Source organism: Streptomyces sp. NPDC007901, assembly GCF_042959465.1.
Classification (GTDB): domain Bacteria; phylum Actinomycetota; class Actinomycetes; order Streptomycetales; family Streptomycetaceae; genus Streptomyces.
Genome location: NZ_JBIBKW010000002.1, coordinates 566,106 through 585,468, shown reverse-complemented (window position 1 = coordinate 585,468; position 19,363 = coordinate 566,106). Strand labels below are relative to the sequence as shown.

15 protein-coding genes are annotated in these 19,363 nt (G+C 71.6%); 4 read left to right on the top strand and 11 right to left on the bottom strand.

The window, feature by feature from the left end; genetic code table 11:
- Nucleotides 1-20 precede the first annotated feature (20 nt).
- The 9 genes from murG to rsmH form a co-directional block, all read right to left on the bottom strand.
- Complete coding sequence (gene murG, locus ACFZDK_RS08410; RefSeq protein ID WP_390971017.1) at nt 21-1,109, bottom strand: undecaprenyldiphospho-muramoylpentapeptide beta-N-acetylglucosaminyltransferase; 1,089 nt, start codon at nt 1,107-1,109, stop codon at nt 21-23.
- A gap of 6 nt (nt 1,110-1,115) precedes the next feature.
- Nucleotides 1,116-2,471, bottom strand: a complete 1,356-nt coding sequence (ftsW, locus tag ACFZDK_RS08405; protein ID WP_390971015.1) for a putative lipid II flippase FtsW — start codon at nt 2,469-2,471, stop codon at nt 1,116-1,118.
- Nucleotides 2,472-2,537: 66 nt separating this feature from the next.
- A complete protein-coding gene (murD, locus tag ACFZDK_RS08400; protein WP_390971013.1) occupies nt 2,538-3,971 on the bottom strand; it encodes a UDP-N-acetylmuramoyl-L-alanine--D-glutamate ligase in 1,434 nt (477 codons plus the stop codon).
- Complete coding sequence (gene mraY / locus ACFZDK_RS08395; RefSeq protein ID WP_390971591.1) at nt 3,953-5,023, bottom strand: phospho-N-acetylmuramoyl-pentapeptide-transferase; 1,071 nt, start codon at nt 5,021-5,023, stop codon at nt 3,953-3,955. Before mraY ends, murD begins: the two co-directional genes overlap by 19 nt.
- Entirely contained in the window at nt 5,023-6,450 is a 1,428-nt protein-coding gene (gene murF / locus ACFZDK_RS08390) for a UDP-N-acetylmuramoyl-tripeptide--D-alanyl-D-alanine ligase (protein ID WP_390971011.1), read from the bottom strand. Before murF ends, mraY begins: the two co-directional genes overlap by 1 nt.
- A 4-nt stretch (nt 6,451-6,454) precedes the next feature.
- A complete protein-coding gene (locus tag ACFZDK_RS08385; RefSeq protein WP_390971009.1) occupies nt 6,455-8,119 on the bottom strand; it encodes a UDP-N-acetylmuramoyl-L-alanyl-D-glutamate--2,6-diaminopimelate ligase in 1,665 nt (554 codons plus the stop codon).
- A 43-nt stretch (nt 8,120-8,162) separates the two neighbouring features.
- Nucleotides 8,163-10,163, bottom strand: coding sequence for a penicillin-binding transpeptidase domain-containing protein (locus tag ACFZDK_RS08380; protein WP_390971007.1), 2,001 nt, complete (start codon nt 10,161-10,163; stop codon nt 8,163-8,165).
- Nucleotides 10,160-10,690 carry a septum formation initiator family protein gene (locus tag ACFZDK_RS08375; protein WP_390971005.1) on the bottom strand — a complete coding sequence of 177 codons (531 nt, stop codon included), beginning with the start codon at nt 10,688-10,690 and terminating at the stop codon, nt 10,160-10,162. The genes ACFZDK_RS08380 and ACFZDK_RS08375 overlap by 4 nt, the downstream gene beginning before the upstream one ends.
- 42 nt (nt 10,691-10,732) lie before the next feature.
- On the bottom strand, nt 10,733-11,689 hold the full coding sequence (gene rsmH / locus ACFZDK_RS08370) for a 16S rRNA (cytosine(1402)-N(4))-methyltransferase RsmH (RefSeq protein ID WP_390971003.1): 957 nt from the start codon (nt 11,687-11,689) through the stop codon (nt 10,733-10,735).
- Nucleotides 11,690-12,044: 355 nt separating this feature from the next.
- Here rsmH and ACFZDK_RS08365 point away from each other — a divergent pair, with 355 nt between their 5' ends.
- The 4 genes from ACFZDK_RS08365 to ACFZDK_RS08350 all read left to right on the top strand — a co-directional run bounded on the left by ACFZDK_RS08365 (nt 12,045) and on the right by ACFZDK_RS08350 (nt 17,663).
- The gene (locus ACFZDK_RS08365; RefSeq protein WP_390971000.1) at nt 12,045-12,593 is read left to right on the top strand and encodes a carbonic anhydrase; all 549 of its coding nucleotides are present in this window, start codon (nt 12,045-12,047) and stop codon (nt 12,591-12,593) included.
- A 284-nt stretch (nt 12,594-12,877) separates the two neighbouring features.
- A complete protein-coding gene (locus ACFZDK_RS08360) occupies nt 12,878-13,918 on the top strand; it encodes an AAA family ATPase (protein ID WP_390970998.1) in 1,041 nt (346 codons plus the stop codon).
- Entirely contained in the window at nt 13,918-15,267 is a 1,350-nt protein-coding gene (locus ACFZDK_RS08355) for a DUF58 domain-containing protein (RefSeq protein WP_390970996.1), read from the top strand. The genes ACFZDK_RS08360 and ACFZDK_RS08355 overlap by 1 nt, the downstream gene beginning before the upstream one ends.
- Nucleotides 15,264-17,663, top strand: coding sequence for a transglutaminaseTgpA domain-containing protein (locus ACFZDK_RS08350; protein ID WP_390970994.1), 2,400 nt, complete (start codon nt 15,264-15,266; stop codon nt 17,661-17,663). Before ACFZDK_RS08355 ends, ACFZDK_RS08350 begins: the two co-directional genes overlap by 4 nt.
- Before the next feature lie 131 nt (nt 17,664-17,794).
- On the opposite strand, the gene ACFZDK_RS08345 is transcribed toward ACFZDK_RS08350, so the two are convergent.
- The gene (locus tag ACFZDK_RS08345) at nt 17,795-18,184 is read right to left on the bottom strand and encodes a DUF3040 domain-containing protein (protein ID WP_390970992.1); all 390 of its coding nucleotides are present in this window, start codon (nt 18,182-18,184) and stop codon (nt 17,795-17,797) included.
- A 277-nt stretch (nt 18,185-18,461) separates the two neighbouring features.
- The gene (locus tag ACFZDK_RS08340; RefSeq protein ID WP_390970989.1) at nt 18,462-19,232 is read right to left on the bottom strand and encodes a methyltransferase; all 771 of its coding nucleotides are present in this window, start codon (nt 19,230-19,232) and stop codon (nt 18,462-18,464) included.
- Nucleotides 19,233-19,363: the final 131 nt, after the last annotated feature.

The following is a 19,363-nucleotide window of genomic DNA, read 5'->3' as shown; positions in this document are numbered from 1 at the left end:
TTGCCTTTCGTCATACAGTCCTAGCGGCTTGAGGCGATCGCCTCGTACACCATGCCGACGAGCAGTTCGTCGGCGTCCCGGCGGCCGAACTCGCTTGCCGCGCGGGACATCTCGTACAGCCGGTGCGGGTCGGCGAGCACGGGCAGGACGTTCTGCTGCACCCACTCCGGGGTGAGTTCCGCGTCGTCGACGAGGAGGCCGCCGCCGGCCTTGACCACCGGCTGGGCGTTCAGGCGCTGTTCGCCGTTGCCGATGGGCAGCGGGACGTAGGCGGCCGGGAGCCCGACGGCGGAGAGTTCGGCGACGGTCATCGCGCCCGCGCGGCAGAGCATCATGTCGGCGGCGGCGTACGCGAGGTCCATCCGGTCCAGGTAACTTACCGGGATGTACGGGGGCATTCCCGGCATCTGATGCACCTGCGGCAGTTCGTTCTTCGGACCGACCGCGTGCAGGATCTGGATGCCGGCCTGCTGGAGCCAGGGGGCGACCTGCTGGACGACCTCGTTGAGCCGGCGGGCGCCCTGGGAGCCGCCGGAGACCAGCAGCGTGGGCAGGTTGGGGTCCAGGCCGAAGCGGTGCCGGGCCTCGGGACGGGCGGCGGCTCGGTCCAGGAGGGAGATGGAGCGGCGCAGCGGGATGCCGATGTAACGGGCGTCGCGCAGCTTGCTGTCCGGGGTGGAGACGGCGACGGCGGCCGCGTACCGGGAGCCGATCTTGTTGGCGAGGCCGGGGCGGGCGTTGGCCTCGTGGATCACGATCGGCACGCCGAGGCGCTTGGCGGCGAGGTAGCCGGGCAGGGCGACATAGCCGCCGAAGCCGACGACGCAGTCCGCCTTGGTGCGCTCCAGGATCTGCTCGGCGGCCTTGATGGTGCCGCGCAGCCGGCCGGGGACGGTGATCAGCTCGGGGGTGGGCCTCCGGGGCAGCGGCACCGCCGGGATCAGCGCGAGCTCATAGCCCCGCTGCGGGACGAGCGTGGTCTCCAGGCCGCGTTCCGTGCCCAGGGCCGTGATCCCCACGGTGGGGTCCTGCCTGCGCAGGGCGTCCGCGAGGGCGAGCGCGGGCTCGATGTGGCCGGCGGTCCCCCCACCAGCGAGTACGACATGCACCGAAATTCACCGCTCTCCGGACGAGCGCGCCACCGAGGCGCGCCGTCGCATCGTGTTCCATCTCCGAGGTCCCCGAGGACCCCCGGCCCCCCGCTTTCTACCAAAGCGAGGTTGCCGCATCGCAAGCGCCGCCCGCGCAGCGGGCTCGTCGCGTGCGAAGGCGATCAGCAGCCCGATGGCGAACATGGTCGGCAGCAGGGCGGAGCCCCCGTAGGAGAACAGCGGGAGGGGGACGCCGGCGATCGGCAGCAGGCCGAGCACCGCACCGATGTTGATCACCGCCTGGGCGGTGATCCAGGTGGTCACGCCTCCCGCGGCGTACCTCACGAAGGGGTCCTCCGTGCATCCGGCCACGCGGATACCCGCATAGCCTAGAGCCGCGAAGAGGGCCAGTACCGACAGCGTCCCCGCGAGGCCCAGTTCCTCACCGGTGACGGCGAAGATGAAGTCGGTGTGGGCTTCGGGGAGTTGCCCCCATTTTTCCACACTCGCGCCGAGCCCGGATCCGAAGAGCCCGCCGCTGGCCAGGGCGTAGATGCCGTGCACCGCCTGCCAGCAGTCGGCGACGCCGGTCTTGGGCTCGGTGGCGCCGATGCAGGCGAGCCGGGCCATGCGGTTGGGGCTGGTCTTGATGAGGATCACCCCGAGCACGCCCGCGATGGACAGCACCCCGGCGAACAGCCGGGTCGGCGCCCCCGCCAGCCACAGCAGGCCGAACAGGATCGCCGTCAGGATGATCGCCGTGCCCATGTCGCCGCCGAGCATGATCAGCCCGAGCAGCAGGAAGCTGACCGGGACCAGCGGCACCAGCATGTGCTTCCACTGGGTCAGCAGCCGCTTCTCCTGTTTGCGCGCCATCAGGTCGGCGCCCCAGAGCACCAGGGCCAGCTTGCCGAACTCGCTGGGCTGGATCTGGAAGGAGCCGCCCAGGGAGATCCAGTTCTGGTTGCCGTTGACCGACATGCCTATCCCCGGCACCTGTACCAGAGCCATCATGAAGACGGCTCCGGCGAGGATCGGGTAGGCGAGCGCCCGGTGCAGTTTCACCGGCATCCGGGACGCGACGAGCAGCAGTACGCCGCCGATGCACGCGGCGAGGAACTGTTTGCGGAAGAAGAACGAGCCCGGCAGCGACATCTGCAGCGCGGTGATCTGGGAGGCCGAGTAGACCATCACCAGCCCCAGCACGATGATCAGCAGGCTGCCGCCGAGGATCAGGTAGTACGCGGTCAGTGGCCGGTCCCAGGCCCGGTGGGCGCGCGTGTAGAGCCGCCGCAGCGGGTTCTCCCGCCGCGAGCGGGAAGCGGCCGGCCTGCGGACTGCTCGCTGTACGGGCGGCCGGCCGGTGCGGCTACCGGGCATCAACGCCTCCGCTGAACGTCGACCGTCCCACGCGTCCCTCCCATGGTCGCCCGGCAGGCGGCCGGGTCAGGCTCCGAGTTCGCGAACAGCCTGGGCGAACGCGTCACCGCGCTTGTTGTAGTTGGCGAACATGTCCATGGAGGCACAGGCGGGGGCGAGGAGCACCGTGTCGCCCTCGGTCGCCAGCCGCCGGGCCTCCTGGACCGCCGCGAGCATCGCCCCAGTGTCGGTCCGGTCGAGGTCGACGACGGGTACTTCCGGCGCGTGTCGCGCGAGGGCGTCCCGGATGAGGGCGCGATCGGCGCCGATGAGCACCACTCCGCGAAGTCGCTTCGCCGACTTGGCGACCAGCTCGTCGAAGGTCGCGCCCTTCGCCAGACCGCCCGCGATCCATACGATCGACTCATATGACGCCAACGAGGCTTCCGCCGCGTGGGTGTTGGTGGCCTTGGAGTCGTCGACATAGGCGACCCCGTCCACGTCGGCGACGTGCGCGATGCGGTGGGCGTCCGGGGTGAAGGCCCGCAGCCCGTCCCGTACGGCCGTCGGGGGCACCCCGAAGGCCCGCGCGAGGGCCGCCGCCGCCAGGGCGTTGGCGATGTTGTGCGGGGCCGGCGGGTTGACGTCGGAGACCTCGGCCAGCTCCTGGGCGTTCTGGTGCCGGTTCTCGACGAAGGCGCGGTCGACCAGGATGCCGTCCACGACACCGAGTTGGGACGGCCCCGGGGTGCCGAGGGTGAAGCCGATGGCCCGGCACCCCTCCTCGACGTCGGCCTCCCGGACCAGCTCCTCGGTGAGCTTGTCGGCGACGTTGTAGACGCAGGCGACCCGGTTGCCCTCGTAGATACGGCCCTTGTCCTTGGCGTACGCCTCCATGGAGCCGTGCCAGTCCAGGTGGTCCGGGGCGAGGTTGAGCACGGCCGCCGAGTGGGCGCGCAGCGAGGGCGCCCAGTGCAGCTGGTAGCTCGACAGCTCCACGGCCAGGACGTCGTACTCCTCGTCGCCGAGGACCGCGTCGAGCAGGGAGACCCCGATGTTGCCGACGGCGGCCGTGCGCAGGCCCGCGGCCTTCAGGATCGACGCCAGCATCTGGACGGTGGTGGTCTTGCCGTTGGTGCCGGTGACGGCCAGCCAGGGGGTCGCGTCGGGGCCCCGCAGCCGCCAGGCCAGCTCGACGTCGCCCCAGATGTCGACGCCGGCCGCGCGGGCCGCCGTGAACAGTGGCTTGTCCGGCTTCCAGCCGGGTGCGGTGACGATCAGCTCGGTGCCCTCGGGGAGCGTGGCGCCGTCGCCGAGGCGCACGGTGATGCCGAGCGCCTCCAGCTCCGCGGCCTGTTCACGCGCGCGTGCGTCGTCGCCGTCGTTGACGACCGTGACGATCGCGCCGCGCGCGTGCAGCACCTTCGCGGCCGGGACGCCGGAGACGCCCAGCCCGGCGACGGTGACGTGCTTGCCCTGGAGTTCCGGGGACACCGAGGAGGTCACTTGTCCGCTGCCCATCCCGCATAGAAGAGGCCAAGTCCGACAATCACACAGATACCTTGGATGATCCAGAAGCGGACCACCACAAGTACCTCGGACCAGCCCTTGAGTTCGAAGTGATGCTGGAGTGGTGCCATCCGGAAGACGCGCTTGCCGGTGAGCTTGAAGGAGCCGACCTGGATGACGACCGACATGGTGATGAGGACGAACAGACCGCCCATGATGGCCACGAGGATTTCCGTGCGGGACAGGATCGCGAGGCCGGTGAGGACACCGCCGAGCGCCAGCGAACCGGTGTCGCCCATGAAGATCTTGGCCGGCGAGGTGTTCCACCACAGGAAGCCGAGGCAGGAACCCATCAGCGCGGAGGCGATGACCGCGAGGTCCAGCGGATCGCGCACCTCGTAGCAGGCGTTGGGGTTGGTCAGGGTCGTCGCGTTGGCGCAGGACTCCTGGAACTGCCAGACGCCGATGAACGTGTAGGCGCCGAAGACGAGCACCGAGGCGCCGGTGGCCAGACCGTCCAGACCGTCCGTCAGGTTCACGCCGTTTGACATCGCCAGGATCATGAACAGCGCCCAGACCACGAACAGCACCGGGCCGATGGACCAGCCGAAGTCCGTGATGAACGACAGCTTGGTGGAGGCCGGGGTGTTGCCGCGGGCGTCGGCGAACTGCAGCGAGAGCACCGCGAAGGCGATACCGACGATCAGCTGGCCGGCCATCTTCGCCTTGGCCCGCAGACCCAGCGAACGCCGCTTGACGATCTTGATGTAGTCGTCCAGGAAGCCGACCAGGCCCATCCCGCACATCAGGCCCAGCACCAGCACACCCGAGTAGGTCGGGGTGTAACCGGTGATCACCTTGGACAGGAAGTAGGCGGCGACCGTCGACAGGATGAAGGCGATACCGCCCATCGTCGGCGTACCGCGCTTGCTGGCGTGCTCGCGCGGGCCGTCGTCACGGATGTACTGGCCGTAGCCCTTGCGGGCGAGGAGCTTGATCAGCAGCGGGGTGCCGATCAGCGTCAGGAAGAGACCGATGACACCCGAGAAGAGGATCTGCTTCATCATCGGGCATCAACACCCTCGGCACCGGACTCCAGGAGCGCCTGCGCAACGCTCTCCAGGCCCACCGAACGTGACGCCTTCACGAGGACGACATCCCCCGGGCGCAACTCGCTGCGCAACAGGTCGACCGCCGCCTGTGCGTCGGACACGTGCACCGACTCCTCACCCCACGAACCCTCGTTATATGCGCCCAGTTGCAGCCAGGAGGCTTCCACTCCCCCGACGGCGACGAGCTTGCCGACATTGAGCCGGACGGCGAGCCGTCCGACCGCGTCGTGCTCGGCGAGCGCCTCGTCCCCGAGCTCGGCCATCTTGCCGAGCACCGCCCACGTACGTCCCCCCCTTGCCTGTGAGGCTGTGCCCATGGCCGCGAGCGCGCGCAGCGCGGCTCGCATGGACTCGGGGTTGGCGTTGTAGGCGTCGTTGACGATGGTCACGCCGTCCGGGCGCTCGGTGACCTCCATACGCCAGCGGGAGAGGGAGCCCGCCTCGGAGAGCGCGGTGGCGATCTCTTCCGCGGACATGCCCAGCTCATGGGCGACGGCGGCCGCGGCGAGCGCGTTCGACACGTGGTGCTCACCGTACAGGCGCATGGTCACATCGCTTGCACCGGAGGGTGTGTGAAGGCTGAACGCGGGCTGTCCCGTGTCCGTGAGTCGTACGTTCTCGGCCCGTACGTCCGCTTCGGCCGACTCTCCGAAAAGGACCACCTTCGCCTTGGTACGGGAGGCCATGGCCCGCACCAACGGGTCGTCGGCGTTGAGGATCGCGACCCCGCCGTCCTCGGCGGCCGGCAGTGCCTCCACCAACTCGCCCTTCGCCTGGGCGATCTGCTCCCGGCCGCCGAACTCGCCGATGTGGGCGGTGCCGACGTTGAGGACCAGGCCGATCTTCGGGGGCGTCAGATCCGTCAGGTACCGGATGTGGCCGATGCCCCGGGCCCCCATCTCCAGCACCAGGAACTTCGTCTCCTCGGTGGCGGACAGGGCGGTCAGCGGCAGCCCGATCTCGTTGTTGAGCGAGCCGGGCGTGAACACGGTCGGCGCCTTGGTGCGCAGCACCTGGGCGACGAGGTCCTTGGTGCTGGTCTTGCCGGCCGAGCCGGTCAGCGCCACGAGGGTCGCGCCGAGCCGTCGTACGACATGGCGGGCCAGGGCGCCGAGGGCCCTCTGGACGTCGTCCACGACGATCGCGGGCACGCCGACGGGGCGCGACGCCAGTACGGCGACCGCGCCCTGTCCGACGACCTGGGCGGCGAAGTCGTGGCCGTCCACGCGCTCGCCCACGAAGGCGGCGAACAGGCTGCCCGGTCCCGCCTCGCGGGAATCCCGGACGACCTCCCCGGTGACCTGGACGGACGGATCCGGTATGTCGTGCGTCTGCCCGCCGACGACTTCTGCGATCTCGGCGAGAGAGAGGGCGATCACAAGTTCATCCCTGGGTCTTCTGGATAGCTTCGCGAAGCACCTGGCGGTCGTCGAAGGGACGGATCACGCCGGCGATGTCCTGGCCCTGCTCATGGCCCTTGCCGGCGACCAGCACCGTGTCGCCGGGGTGCGCGCGGGCGACGGCGGCTTCGATCGCGGCGGCCCGGTCCTCGAAGAGGAGCACCTCGCCGCGCTCGTGGGCGGGCACCGAGGCGGCGCCTTCGAGCATGGTCGCGAGGATGGCGAGGGGGTCCTCGGAGCGGGGGTTGTCGGAGGTGAGCACGGCCGTGTCGGCGAGCCGGGCCGCGGCGGCGCCCATCGGGGCCCGCTTGGTGCGGTCGCGGTCGCCGCCGCAGCCGAGGACGATGAGCAGCCGGCCCTTGGTGACCTTGCGCAGGGCCCGCAGGACCGACTCGACGGCGTCCGTCTTGTGGGCGTAGTCGACGACCGCGAGGTAGGGCTGGCCGGCGTCCACGCGCTCCAGGCGGCCCGGCACGCCCGGCACGGCGGCGATGCCGTCGGCGGCGGTCTGCGGGTCGAGGCCGGCGGCGGCGAGGGCGACGATCGCGGCGAGGGTGTTCGCCACGTTGAAGGGGCCCGGCAGCGGCGACTTGGCGGCGATCCGGACGTCCTCGGGCCCGACGACGGTGAACGTCGAGTCCATCGGGCCGATGTGGACGTCGGTGGCGCGCCAGTCGGCGTCGGGGTGGCCCTCGGCGGAGTAGGTGACGACCGGGACGGAGGCCTCCCGGGCGAGCCGGCGGCCGTACTCGTCGTCGACGTTGACCACACCCCGTCTGCTGCGTTTCGGGGTGAACAGCTGTGCCTTGGCCCGGTAGTAGTCCTCCATGTCGGAGTGGAACTCCATGTGTTCCGGGCTGAGGTTGGTGAAGACGGCGATGTCGAAGACGCAGCCGTCGACCCGGCCGAGCACCAGGGCGTGGCTGGAGACCTCCATGGCGACCGCCTCGACGCCGCGCTCGCGCATGACGGCGAACAGCGCCTGGAGGTCGGTGGCCTCGGGGGTGGTGCGCTCGGACTTGATGCGCTCGTCGCCGATGCGCGTCTCGACCGTGCCGATGAGCCCCGTGTTGCGGGTCGACTTCAGGCCGCCCTCGACCAGGTAGGCCGTGGTGGTCTTGCCGGACGTGCCGGTGATGCCGATCTGGAGCAGGCCGCTGCCGGGACGGCCGTAGATGGTGGCCGCGAGTTCGCCCATCCGCGCCCGCGGGTCGTCGGCGACCAGGACCGGCAGGCCGGTCGCGGCGGCGCGCTCGGCGCCCGTCGGGTCGGTCAGCACGGCGACCGCGCCGAGGCCGGCGGCCTGGGCGACGAAGTCGGCGCCGTGCAGCCGGGCGCCCGGCAGGGCGGCGTACAGGTCACCGGGGCGGACCGCGCGCGAGTCATGGGTGATGCCCGTGACCTCGACGGTGTTGCTCGCGGTGGCCGGCTCGGCGGCACCCAGCTGGTCGGCGAGCTCCGCGAGGGGTGTGGCGGAGATCTGAACCGGCCTGGGCGGCCCCGGATATGTCACGGAAGCGCCCTCCTGGGTGGTTTGGGACTGATCAGCATGTGGCACGGCGGTGAGCGTACCGGGCGCACCCGCTGGGGAGCGAAGTGAGGGGCGCGGGGCGCCGTGGTTCCCGGGATCGGGGGTGATCGTTGTCACGGGCTCGTTCCTGGTGGTCTGTGCGAGAGCGCTGCGGCGCCGATCAGGGCTTGTAGTCGACGGGCAGGTTCGCCGCCTTGGCGCCGGTCGGCGGGACCTGGAGGGTCTTGAGGGCGAACTCCATCACCTGCTTGTAGATCGGGCCGCAGATCTGGCCGCCGAAGTAGCTGCCGGAGGTGGCGTTCTGGATGGCGCAGTAGACGGTGATGCGGGGGTTGTCCGCGGGCGCGAAGCCGGCGAACGACGAGGTGTAGCCGCGGTACTTGCCGGTGGCCGGATCCACTCGGTTGGCGGTGCCGGTCTTGCCCGCGACGTTGTAGCCGGGGATGGCCGCCTTGGCGCCGGTGCCCTGTTCGTCGTCCACCACGGACTCCAGCATCTCGGCCAGGGTCTTGGCCGTCTTCGCGCTGATCACGCGGGTCTTCTTGGGCTGCGCGGCCGGGGTGAAGTTGCCGTCGGCGCCCTTGGTGCCGCGCACCAGGGTCGGGTCGACGCGGACCCCGCCGTTGGCGATCGTCGAGTAGACGGAGGCCGCCTGCATGGCGTTGATGGAGAAGCCCTGGCCGAAAGGAATCGTGTACTGCTGCGAGGTCGACCATTTGTTCGGCGCGGCCAGGATGCCCCTGGTCTCGCCGGGGAAGTCGAGCCCGGAGTAGCTGCCGATGCCGAACTTGCGCAGATACGAGTAGAGGGCCTGGTTTGCCTGCTCCTGGGTCTTGCCGAGCTGGCCGGTGGCGAGGATGGTGCCGATGTTGCTGGACTTGGCGAGCACGCCGTTGAGCGTGAGGTACCAGGTCGCGTGGTCGACGTCGTCCTTGAAGAGCCGGTCGCCGCGGTGCAGCCGGTTGGGCACCACCACGTGGGTGAGCGGGGTGGCGGCGTTCTCCTCCAGTACGGCCGCCATGGACATCACCTTGGCCGTGGAGCCGGGCTCGTAGGCGTCCTGGAGGGCCGCGTTGCCCATGTCGGCGGAGTCGGCCGTCGACAGGTCGTTCGGGTCGAAGCCGGGCGAGTTGGCCATCGCCAGGATCTGCCCGGTCCGCGCGTCCTGGACGACGACGTAGCCGCGGTCCGCCTTGGACTTCTTGACCTGCTCGGTGATGGCGTTCTGCGCGGCCCACTGGATGTCGCGGTCGATGGTGAGCTCGACGTCGGAGCCAGGCACGGCCGGGGTCTCGGTGGAGCCCGCGGTGGGTACCTCGCGGCCGCCGGACTGGGCGTAGCGGATCTTGCCGTCCTTGCCGGTCAGCTGCTTGTCGAGCTGCTGTTCGATCCCGCCGCCGCCCTTGCCCTCGGCGTTGACCCAGCCCAGTATCCCGGCGGCCAGGTCGCCGTTCGGGTACACGCGCTGGCTGCTGGGGTCGGCGAAGACGCCGGCCAGCACGTTGACGGTGCTGTTGTCGGTCCCGGCCTTCGCGGTGAGCGCGGCCTTCAGGTCCTTGATCTGCTTCCAGACCTGCGGGGTCTGCCGGGTCGCGAGCCGGACGTAGCGCAGGTCCTTGTTCGCGGGCCGCAGCAGCTTGACGAGGGTGGCCTGGTCCTTGCCGAGGATGGGGGCGAGCAGCGCGGCGGCCTGCTCGGGGCCGTCGTCCACCTTGAGCTGCTTGCTGGTGAACATCGTGGGGTCGGCCGTGATGTCGTACGCGTCCTCGCTGATCGCCAGCGCCACGCCGTTGCGGTCGGTGATCCCGCCGCGCTCGGCGGCCAGGGTGTGCACGACGTACCGGTTCAGCTCGGCCTTCGCCGCGTAGGCGCTGGCGTCGACGGCCTGGACCTGGAGGAGGCGTCCGACGAAGACGAGCAGGACGAGGGTCAGGGCGAGGCCGACCATGCGCAGCCGGGGGCGGGGGCTGCCCAGCCGCAGGGCGGGTGCGGCCGGGGAGCGCGGGGCGCTCGGGCGGCGGACCGGGCGGGCGCCGGGACCGGGGCCGGAGCGGCTCCGGACGGTGCCCCTGGGGTCCCGGGGGCGCGGCGGCTTGGCGGGGCCGGGCACACGGCGGCGCGGCGGCTGCCTGTTTCCAGAAGTGTCGGGCACTTCCGTCACCTGCCGGGGGTCGGGGTCGGGGATGTCACGGGCGTGAGGGCCGGGGTGGGCGTCGGCGCGGGGGCCGTCACCGGCGCGGAGGCGGTGGGCGTCGGGGTGGGTGCGACCGTGGACTGCATGCCGATGACCTCGGGGGCGGGCGGCACGGTGGTCTGCCGGAGGGCGGCGGGGCCGGGGACGCCCTTCACGGTGCCGTCGGGGCCGAGGAAGGCCGGGTCGCCGCCGGGGACCATGCCGAGCTCGCGGGCCCGGCGCTGGAGGGCGTCGGGGGCGGAGTAGGCGTCGATGTCCCGCTGCAGGGCCTGCTCCTCGTCGGTGAGGTTCTTGGTCTGCTTCTGCAGGTCGTCGAGTCTGAACGAGCCCTCGCTGAGCGCCGAGTTCAGCACCAGCAGGCCGATCAGGCCGCCGCCGAGGAGCAGGACGACGAGCAGGACGAACGGGGTGCGGGCGGCCTGGTTGGCACGGCCGGCCGGAAAGAGCCGGGCGAGCCGGGCGGCCCGCCCCTTCAGCTCGGGTTTCCTACTCACGTGTCCTCCGGTGGGTGCCCAGCGTCCCCTCGCTCACACGGCTCATTCAATGGACTCCCTGATCCGCTGGGCCCCACGAAGACGCGCCGGAGCGGCGCGGCGGTTCTCGACGACCTCTTCCTCGGTGGGAAGTTCGGCACCGCGCGTGAGCAGCTTGAGCCGGGGCTGGTACTGCTCGGGCACGACCGGCAGCCCGGGCGGCGCGGTGGTGGCGGCGCCGGCCGCGAACACCTGCTTCACCAGACGGTCTTCGAGCGAGTGGTACGACAGCACTGCGATCCGTCCGCCGACCGCGAGAGCCTGCACGGCGGCCGGGATCGCCCTTTCCAGGACGGAGAGTTCGCCGTTGACCTCGATGCGCAGGGCCTGGAAGGTGCGCTTGGCGGGGTTGCCGCCGGTGCGCTTGGCGGCCTGCGGCAGCGAGTCCCGGATCAGCTCGACGAGCCGGGCGCTGTTGGTGAACGGCTCCTTGGCGCGCTCCCGGACGATCGCCGAGACGATCCGCTTGGCCTGCTTCTCCTCGCCGTACGCGTAGAGGATGCGGACGAGGTCACCGGCCGGGTAGGTGTTGAGGACCTCGGCGGCGCTGATGCCGGTCGTCTGGTCCATGCGCATGTCCAGGGGCGCGTCCTGGGCGTAGGCAAAACCGCGGTCGGCCTCGTCGAGCTGCATGGAGGAGACCCCGAGGTCGAACAACACGCCCTGCACGCGCGCGATGCCAAGGCGTTCGAGTACGTCGGGGAGCTCGTCGTAGACGGCGTGCACCAGGGTGGCGCGGTCGCCGAAGGGGGCGAGCCGCTCGCCGGACAGGCGCAGGGCCTCCTTGTCGCGGTCCAGGGCGACCAGGCGGGCCTCGGGGAAGCGGGTCAGCAGCGCCTCGCTGTGGCCGCCGAGGCCGAGGGTGCAGTCGACGACCACGCTTCCGGGCGCCTCCAGGGCAGGTGCCAGCAGATCCAGGCACCGCTGGAGCATCACCGGGACGTGTCGACTCTGGCTCAAGGGGGCCTCTCAGTTCCGGCACGGGGGACGCACCGCCGGGTCCCCGCCCGCTCGGTACGCGCGCCGCGCACGTGGGGAGACGGCCCGGGCGCCGTGCCGGGGTCTCCAGGGGATTTCACCAGCGGGGAGAGCCTCGCCTCCCGCTTCGCGTCACTTTAGTCCACCGTGTCGCGCGGTCAATCAACCGGCCTGCGCGTCGCGTACGGCATCGCGTCGGGGGTGGCAATGGGAAAGGAATCATCCGTACAGCCTCCGTTTGCCCTCCGTGTGGGTTAGCTCACAACAAGCCACGATGACGTTCTTTGTCCCCTCTCACAGGAGGCCGTGACCGGCCGTGACCAGTAACGTCATGACTATGACGACTTCCGCAGCAGTTCCCACTGGATCCGAAGGCGCCATAACCACGGACGGCACCGTGACGGACCGCCTGGTCGACGCCAACCGCACGTACGCCGCGGCCTTCACCGACCCCGGTATGGACGCCCGGCCTGTACTGCACGTGGCCGTCGTGGCCTGCATGGACGCCCGCCTCGACCTGCACGCCGCGCTCGGTCTGGAGCTCGGCGACTGCCACACCATCCGCAACGCCGGCGGTGTGGTCACCGACGACGTGATCCGCTCCCTCACCATCAGCCAGCGCAAGCTCGGCACCCGCAGCATCGTCCTCATCCACCACACCGGCTGCGGTCTGGAGGCCCTCACCGAGGACTTCCGCACCGAGCTGGAGATGGAGGTCGGCCAGCGCCCGGCCTGGGCGGTGGAGTCCTTCCGCGACGTCGACCAGGACGTACGTCAGTCCATGCAGCGGGTGCGCACCTCGCCGTTCCTGCTCCACGCCGACGACGTACGCGGTTTCGTCTTCGACGTCCGCACCGGCCTGCTGCGCGAGGTCGACCCGGCCTGACCGACCGCCCACCCCCTCCCCCGGCCCGGCGCAGCGGGACGCGTGCCCCGAATCACCCTCGCGGAAAGCTGTCGGCCCGCTGTCGAATAGGCGGCTGAAAGGCCGTAAGACCGACATACTGCGGGCAGTTGTCCACAGGCGAGTGACACGAATCGGTAACGGCAGCAAGAATGCGGTGTGGGACGTCGCGCGGAACCATTCACGCGTGGTGTCCGTGATTCGGGGTGGGCCGGTTATGCGAGACGATGCGCCGGCCCGGGCAATAACGGGCCGAGGAGGGCCGGGTGACGACCTATGACGATCGAGCGAGCCTCACTGATCTGACTGCCACTGTGGAGCGGGTCCGCAGTTCGGTGGAGGGTGTGATCGAGGGCAAGCCCGAGGTCGTACGGCTTTCGCTGACCGTGCTGCTCGCCGAGGGACATCTTCTGATCGAGGACGTCCCGGGCGTGGGCAAGACGATGCTGGCGAAGGCGCTGGCACGGTCCATCGACTGCACCGTGCGGCGTATCCAGTTCACCCCCGACCTGCTGCCGTCGGACATCACCGGCGTGTCCATCTGGGACCAGCAGCGTCGGGACTTCGAGTTCAAACCGGGTGCCATCTTCGCCCAGATCGTGATCGGCGACGAGATCAACCGCGCCTCGCCGAAGACCCAGTCCGCGCTCCTGGAGTCGATGGAGGAGCGGCAGGTCACCATCGACGGGCAGACCTATGAACTGCCCAGCCCCTTCATGGTGGTGGCGACGCAGAACCCGGTCGAGATGGAGGGCACCTACCCGCTGCCCGAGGCCCAGCGCGACCGCTTCATGGCCCGGGTCTCGGTCGGCTACCCCAGCGTGGAGGCCGAGTTGCAGATGCTCGACATCCACGGCGCGGTCAACCCCCTGGACGACCTCCAGCCGGTGGCCCACGCCCATGACGTGGTGAAGCTGATCGACGCCGTGCGCGGTGTCCACGTCGCCGAGCCGGTCCGGCGGTACGCGGTGGACCTGGTCTCCGCCACCCGCACCCACCCCGACCTCAGACTCGGCGCCTCCCCGCGCGCGACGCTGCACCTGCTGCGCGCGGCGAAGGCGTCCGCCGCCCTGAGCGGCCGGGAGTACGCCCTGCCGGACGACGTGCAGGCACTCGCCGTGGCGGTCCTGGCCCACCGGCTGCTGCCCACCGCCCAGGCCCAGCTCAACCGGCGCACCTCCGAGCAGGTCGTCCAGGAGATCCTGCAGTCCACCCCGGTACCGGCGGCCCCCCAGCAGCAGGCCGGCTTCGGCGGTCTGGGCCGGGGCGTGCCGGCGTATCCCCAGCAGCCCCCGCGGAGTCTGTGATGGGCACCCCGGCGGAGGCGGACCGCGGGGAGACCGGCGGGATCCGCACGGCCCTGGCCGGGCTGACCACCCGCGGCCGCTCCTTCCTGGCGGCCGGTGTCGCGGCGGTGATCTGCGCGTACATACTCGGCCAGCAGGACCTGCGCCCGGTCGGGCTGCTGCTCGCCGTGCTGCCGCTGATCTGCGCGGCCGTGCTCTACCGCACCCGCTACCGGGTCGCCGGCAGCCGCCGGCTCTCGCCCGCGCGGGTGTCGGCCGGCAGCGAGGCCCGGGTGCATCTGCGGATGGACAACGTCTCGCGGCTGCCCACCGGCCTGCTGATGCTCCAGGACCGGGTGCCCTACGTGCTCGGCCCGCGCCCTCGCTTCGTCCTGGACCGGGTGGAGCCCGGCGGCCGCCGTGAGGTGTCCTACCGGGTCCGCTCGGACCTGCGCGGCCGCTATCCGCTGGGCCCGCTCCAGCTGCGCCTGACCGACCCGTTCGGCATGTGCGAACTGACCCGTTCCTTCTCGACGTTCGACACCCTGACCGTCATCCCGAAGGTCGAGCCGCTGCCGCCGATCCGGCTCAGCGGCGAGGCGAAGGGATACGGCGACGGGCGGCAGCGCTCGCTGGCCCTGGCCGGCGAGGACGACGTGATCCCGCGCGGCTACCGCTACGGCGACGACCTGCGCCGGGTGCACTGGCGCTCCACCGCCCGCTACGGCGAGCTGATGGTGCGCCGCGAGGAGCAGCCGCAGCGCGCCCGCTGCACGGTGCTCCTGGACACCCGGGGCGGCGCCTACGCGGGCGCGGGTCCCGACTCGGCGTTCGAATGGGCGGTGTCCGGCGCCGCCTCGGTCCTGGTCCACATGCTCGAACGCAACTTCTCGGTACGGCTGTTGACGGACTCCGGCAGTTCGGTGCCCGGCGAGGGCGCCGACGGTTTCACCGGCTCCGGCCAGGAGTCGGCGGACGCGGCCGGGCTGATGATGGACACCCTCGCCGTGATCGACCACTCGGACGGCACCGGCCTGTCCCGGGCCTACGACGTGCTGCGCGGCGGGAACGAGGGGCTGCTGGTGGCCTTCCTGGGCGATCTCGACGAGGAGCAGGCGGCGGTGGCCGCGAAGATGCGCCAGCGCAGCGGCGGTGCCGTGGCGTTCGTGCTGGACCCGGACACCTGGGTGCGGGAGCCCACCGACGTGCCCGCGCCGGGCAACCCGCACGAGGAGCGGCTGCGGATGCTGCGTGAGGCCGGCTGGACGGTGCTCGGCGTGGAGCGCGGCGCCTCGCTGACCGAGCTGTGGCGGCAGGCCGGCCGGGAGCGCACCTCGATGGCCGCGGCGGGCGGGGAGACACGGCGATGAGCGGACGAGCCCGGCTGGCCCTCACCGCGGCGGCCGCGACGCTGCTGGCGTCCTGCGCCCTGCTGCCCCTGGTCGCCCCGTGGACCTGGATGTTCCAGGCGGTGTTCCTGGTGGCGATCCAGACCGGCGTGGGCGCGGCGGCCCGACGGGTGCCGCTGGCCCGGTCGCTGACCGTGGCCGCGCAGGCCCTGGTCACGCTGCTGATGCTGACCCTGGTCTTCGCCCGGGAGCACGCGATCCTCGGGCTGATCCCCGGCCCGGACGCCTTCCGGTACTTCGCCGACCTGCTCCAGCAGGGCTCCGAGGACGTCAGCCAGTACGCGATACCCGCACCGCTGACGGACGGCATCCGCCTGATGGTGCTCGGCGGGGTGCTGATCGTCGGGCTGCTGGTCGACACCCTCGCGGTGACCTTCCGCAGCGCGGCCCCGGCCGGGCTGCCGCTGCTCGCGCTGTACTCGGTGGCGGCCGGCCTGACCGACAACTCCGCCGAATGGCTGCTGTTCCTGATCGCGGCGGCCGGTTACCTGATGCTGCTGCTCGCCGAGGGCCGGGACCGGCTCTCGCAGTGGGGCCGGGTGTTCGGCGGGGTGTCACGGACCCCCGGCGGGCCGGACAGCGGCGCGGCCCCGGCACGCTACGGCGGCCGCATCAGCGTCGCCGTGCTCGGCGTCGCCGTGCTGGTTCCGTCCTTCGCGATGCCGTCGATCCAGGGCGGCCTGTTGGACGGCACCGGGGCCGGGGTCGGGGTGGGCAACGGGAACGGCGGCACGATCTCCGCGGTCAACCCGCTGGTGTCGCTGCGGGACAGCCTCAACGTGGACGAGGACCGTCAGGTGCTGTCCGTGCGGACCAGCACCGACGACGTCTCCGACCTGTATCTGCGGATCGTCTCCCTGGACGACTTCGACGGCACCACCTGGAAGCCGGCCCAGCGGCACATCACGAACGTGCCGGACAAGTTCCCGACCCCGGCCGGCCTCGGCGGCGACATCAAGCGGACCACGGTGCGCACGACGATCTCGGCCGCCGACTGGTACGCCCAGGACTGGCTGCCGATGCCGTACCCGCCGAGCGGGGTGAAGGTGGCCGGCACCTGGCGCTACGAGCCGGTCGGGATGACCCTCGTCGGCGACCACGGGCAGAACACCCGCGGTGAGACCTACCAGGTCACCAGCCTGGACGTGCGGCCGACGGCGGAGCAGCTGGCCGCGGCGCCGGAGCCGACGGCGGCCATGAAGCGGGACTACACCAAGGTGCCCTCCTCGCTGCCCTCGGTGGTGGCGCAGACGGCGAAGGAGGTCACCGCGGGCTCGGCGAACCACTACGAGGAGGCGGTCAAGCTCCAGGACTACTTCGCGGTGACCGGCGGCTTCCAGTACGACACCCAGGTGCAGGTCGGCCGGGGCGAGGGCGCGATCGCGAACTTCCTGAAGCAGAAGCGCGGCTTCTGTGTGCACTTCTCCTTCGCGATGGCCGCGATGGCCCGCACGCTGGGCATCCCGGCCCGGGTCGCGGTGGGCTTCGCGCCCGGCACCCCGCAGGCCGACGGCACGGTCTCGGTGGGCCTGAAGGACGCGCACGCCTGGCCGGAGCTGTACTTCGAGGGCGTGGGCTGGACCCGCTTCGAGCCGACCCCCACCCGGGGCACGACCCCGTCGTACACGGTGTCGGACACCCCCGGCTCCTCCGTGCCGAACGAGGCGCTGCCGTCCAAGGGTGCCTCGGCGGCACCGTCGGCCTCGGCCTCGGAGAGCGCGAGCTGCACGCCCCAGCTGCGCCGGCAGGACGCCTGCGCGAGCCCGTCGTCGGCCACCGCGGCGGCACGCGGTGACGACAACTGGTGGGGGCGGCTGCTGCGGTGGCTGACGTTGCCGTTGCTGGTGGTCGCCGCCCTCGCCGTGCTGACGCTGCCCCTGACGCCGATGCTGTGGCGGCGCATGCTGCGCGCGAGACGGCTCGGCGGGTACGCCCGTACCCCGGAGGGCGTGGCGGCGCACGCACTGGCGGTCTGGCAGGAACTGATCGACACGGCCTGGGACTTCGGCATCCTGCCGGACGAGTCGCTGACCCCGCGCAACGCGGCCGCACGGATCGTCCGGCTCGGGCACCTCGACCCGGTCACGGAAGCCTCGGTGCACCGGGTGGCGGACGCGGTCGAGCAGGTGCTGTACGCGCCGCGGCCACAGCCGACGGCCGGGCTCGCCGACGACGTCCGCCGGGTGGCGACCACGCTGGGGGCCACGGTCGGCACCCCGGTCTTCCTCAGGGCGACGCTCGCCCCGCGGTCGCTGGTGCGCATGGTGTGGGCGGCCTCGGCCGGGTGGGCCCGGCTGCGGGAGCGCGCGGCAGCGGCCCGGCCGGCCCCGCGCAGGCCGTCGGGGCAGCGAGGCTGACGGAGGAGGGCTGCCGTCGGGCCGACCGGCCCGACGGCAGCCGATCATCACGCATCACGTGTTGGGCAACGACCGAGGGGTGACCGCCCGGTGGCGGTCACCCCTCGGTCACGCTCTGTTCGGCGGAGCCGTCAGTGGCCCTGTTCGTCGCGGCGGCGCTGCCAGCGCTCCTCGATGCGGTCCATCACGGAGCGCTTCGGCCGGCTCTGACGACGGGCCTGCGGGCCTCCCGCGGGCTGCTCACCGGGCTTGGGTGCCTTGCGCCAGCCGGTGACGGCGAGTACCGCGCAGCCCAGCATGACGAGGAAGCCCACCACGCTGACCCAGATCTGCAGCGTGACCATTCCGGCGATGAGGAGCGCGATACCCACGAGGAAGCCGGCCACCGCCTGGTAGACCCGTCGCCGGGTGTACGTCCGCAGGCCGCTTCCCTCAAGCGCTGTCGCGAACTTGGGGTCTTCGGCGTACAGCGCTCGCTCCATCTGCTCAAGCATTCGCTGCTCGTGCTCCGAGAGCGGCACGGCGTCCTCCTCATCGTGCAGTCGCCGGGGCGACCCGGGGGGTCCCTTCAGGATAGGCAGGGAATCGCCCCCGTGAAACCCGCCCCTCTAGGCCAATTGGCCAACCGGAACCCGCCATGGCCGTTCCGACTCGCTGAAGCTTCCATTCCCCAGCGGCCGGTCCGTCATGCCGGGCGGTCTCCCTCGATCATACGGCGCAAACCCCTCGATCGGGGGGCCTGTGGCGTACTCCATCCGCTGTCGAGCCCCTGATCAGCGGGCTCGTCCCAGGAGAATCTCAGGCCCCGGCGGCACCCGCGGTCTCGCCGAGCACATGCAACTGGGTGGCGACGGCATGGAACGCGGGCAGCTCGGCCGCGGCGGCCTCCAGCTTGAGCAGGGCGTCGAGGGCGCCGGGTTCGGTGTCCACGAGGACGCCGGGCACCAGGTCGGCGAAGACCCGTACCCCGTGCACGGCGGCGACGGCCAGGCCCGCGCCCTCGACCAGGCCGGTGAGCTGCTCGGCGGTGAAGCGGCGCGGCATGGGGTCGCCGCTGCCCCAGCGGCCGTCGGGGTCGGCGAGGGCCTGCCTGGCCTCCGTGAAGTGCCCGGCGAGGGCGCGGGCGATCACGGCTCCGCCGAGCCCGGCGGCGAGCAGGCTGAGGACGCCCTCGGGGCGCAGGGCGGCCACCGTGTTGCGTACCCCCTCGGCCGGGTCGTCGACGTACTCCAGGACGCCGTGGCACAGCACCACGTCGTGGCTGCCGCGCTCGACCACGTCGAACAGGCCGAGGACGTCGCCCTGGACGCCCTTGACCCGGTCGGCCACGCCGGCCTCGGCAGCGCGGCGCTCCAGCGCGAACAGCGCGTTCGGGCTGGGGTCGACGACGGTGACGCGGTGGCCGAGGCGGGCGAGGGGGACGGCGAAGTTGCCGCTGCCGCCGCCGGTGTCGAGGACGTCCAACGCGTCCCTGCCGGTGGCCTTGACCCGGCGGTCCAGAGCGTCCTGGAGGACCTCCCAGACCACGGCGGTACGGAGAGAGGCGCGGGGTCGTGTGGGGTCCGGCACGGCAGTTGACTCCTCGGCGCGGCACCGCCTGTTGCCCGGCGGCGCGAACTCGGTGCCTCCCCCGGCCCGGGTGCGGGAGGAAGGGAGGCTTCAGGCGTTCTCCACCCTATTGCCTCCGCCGCCTCGCCCGG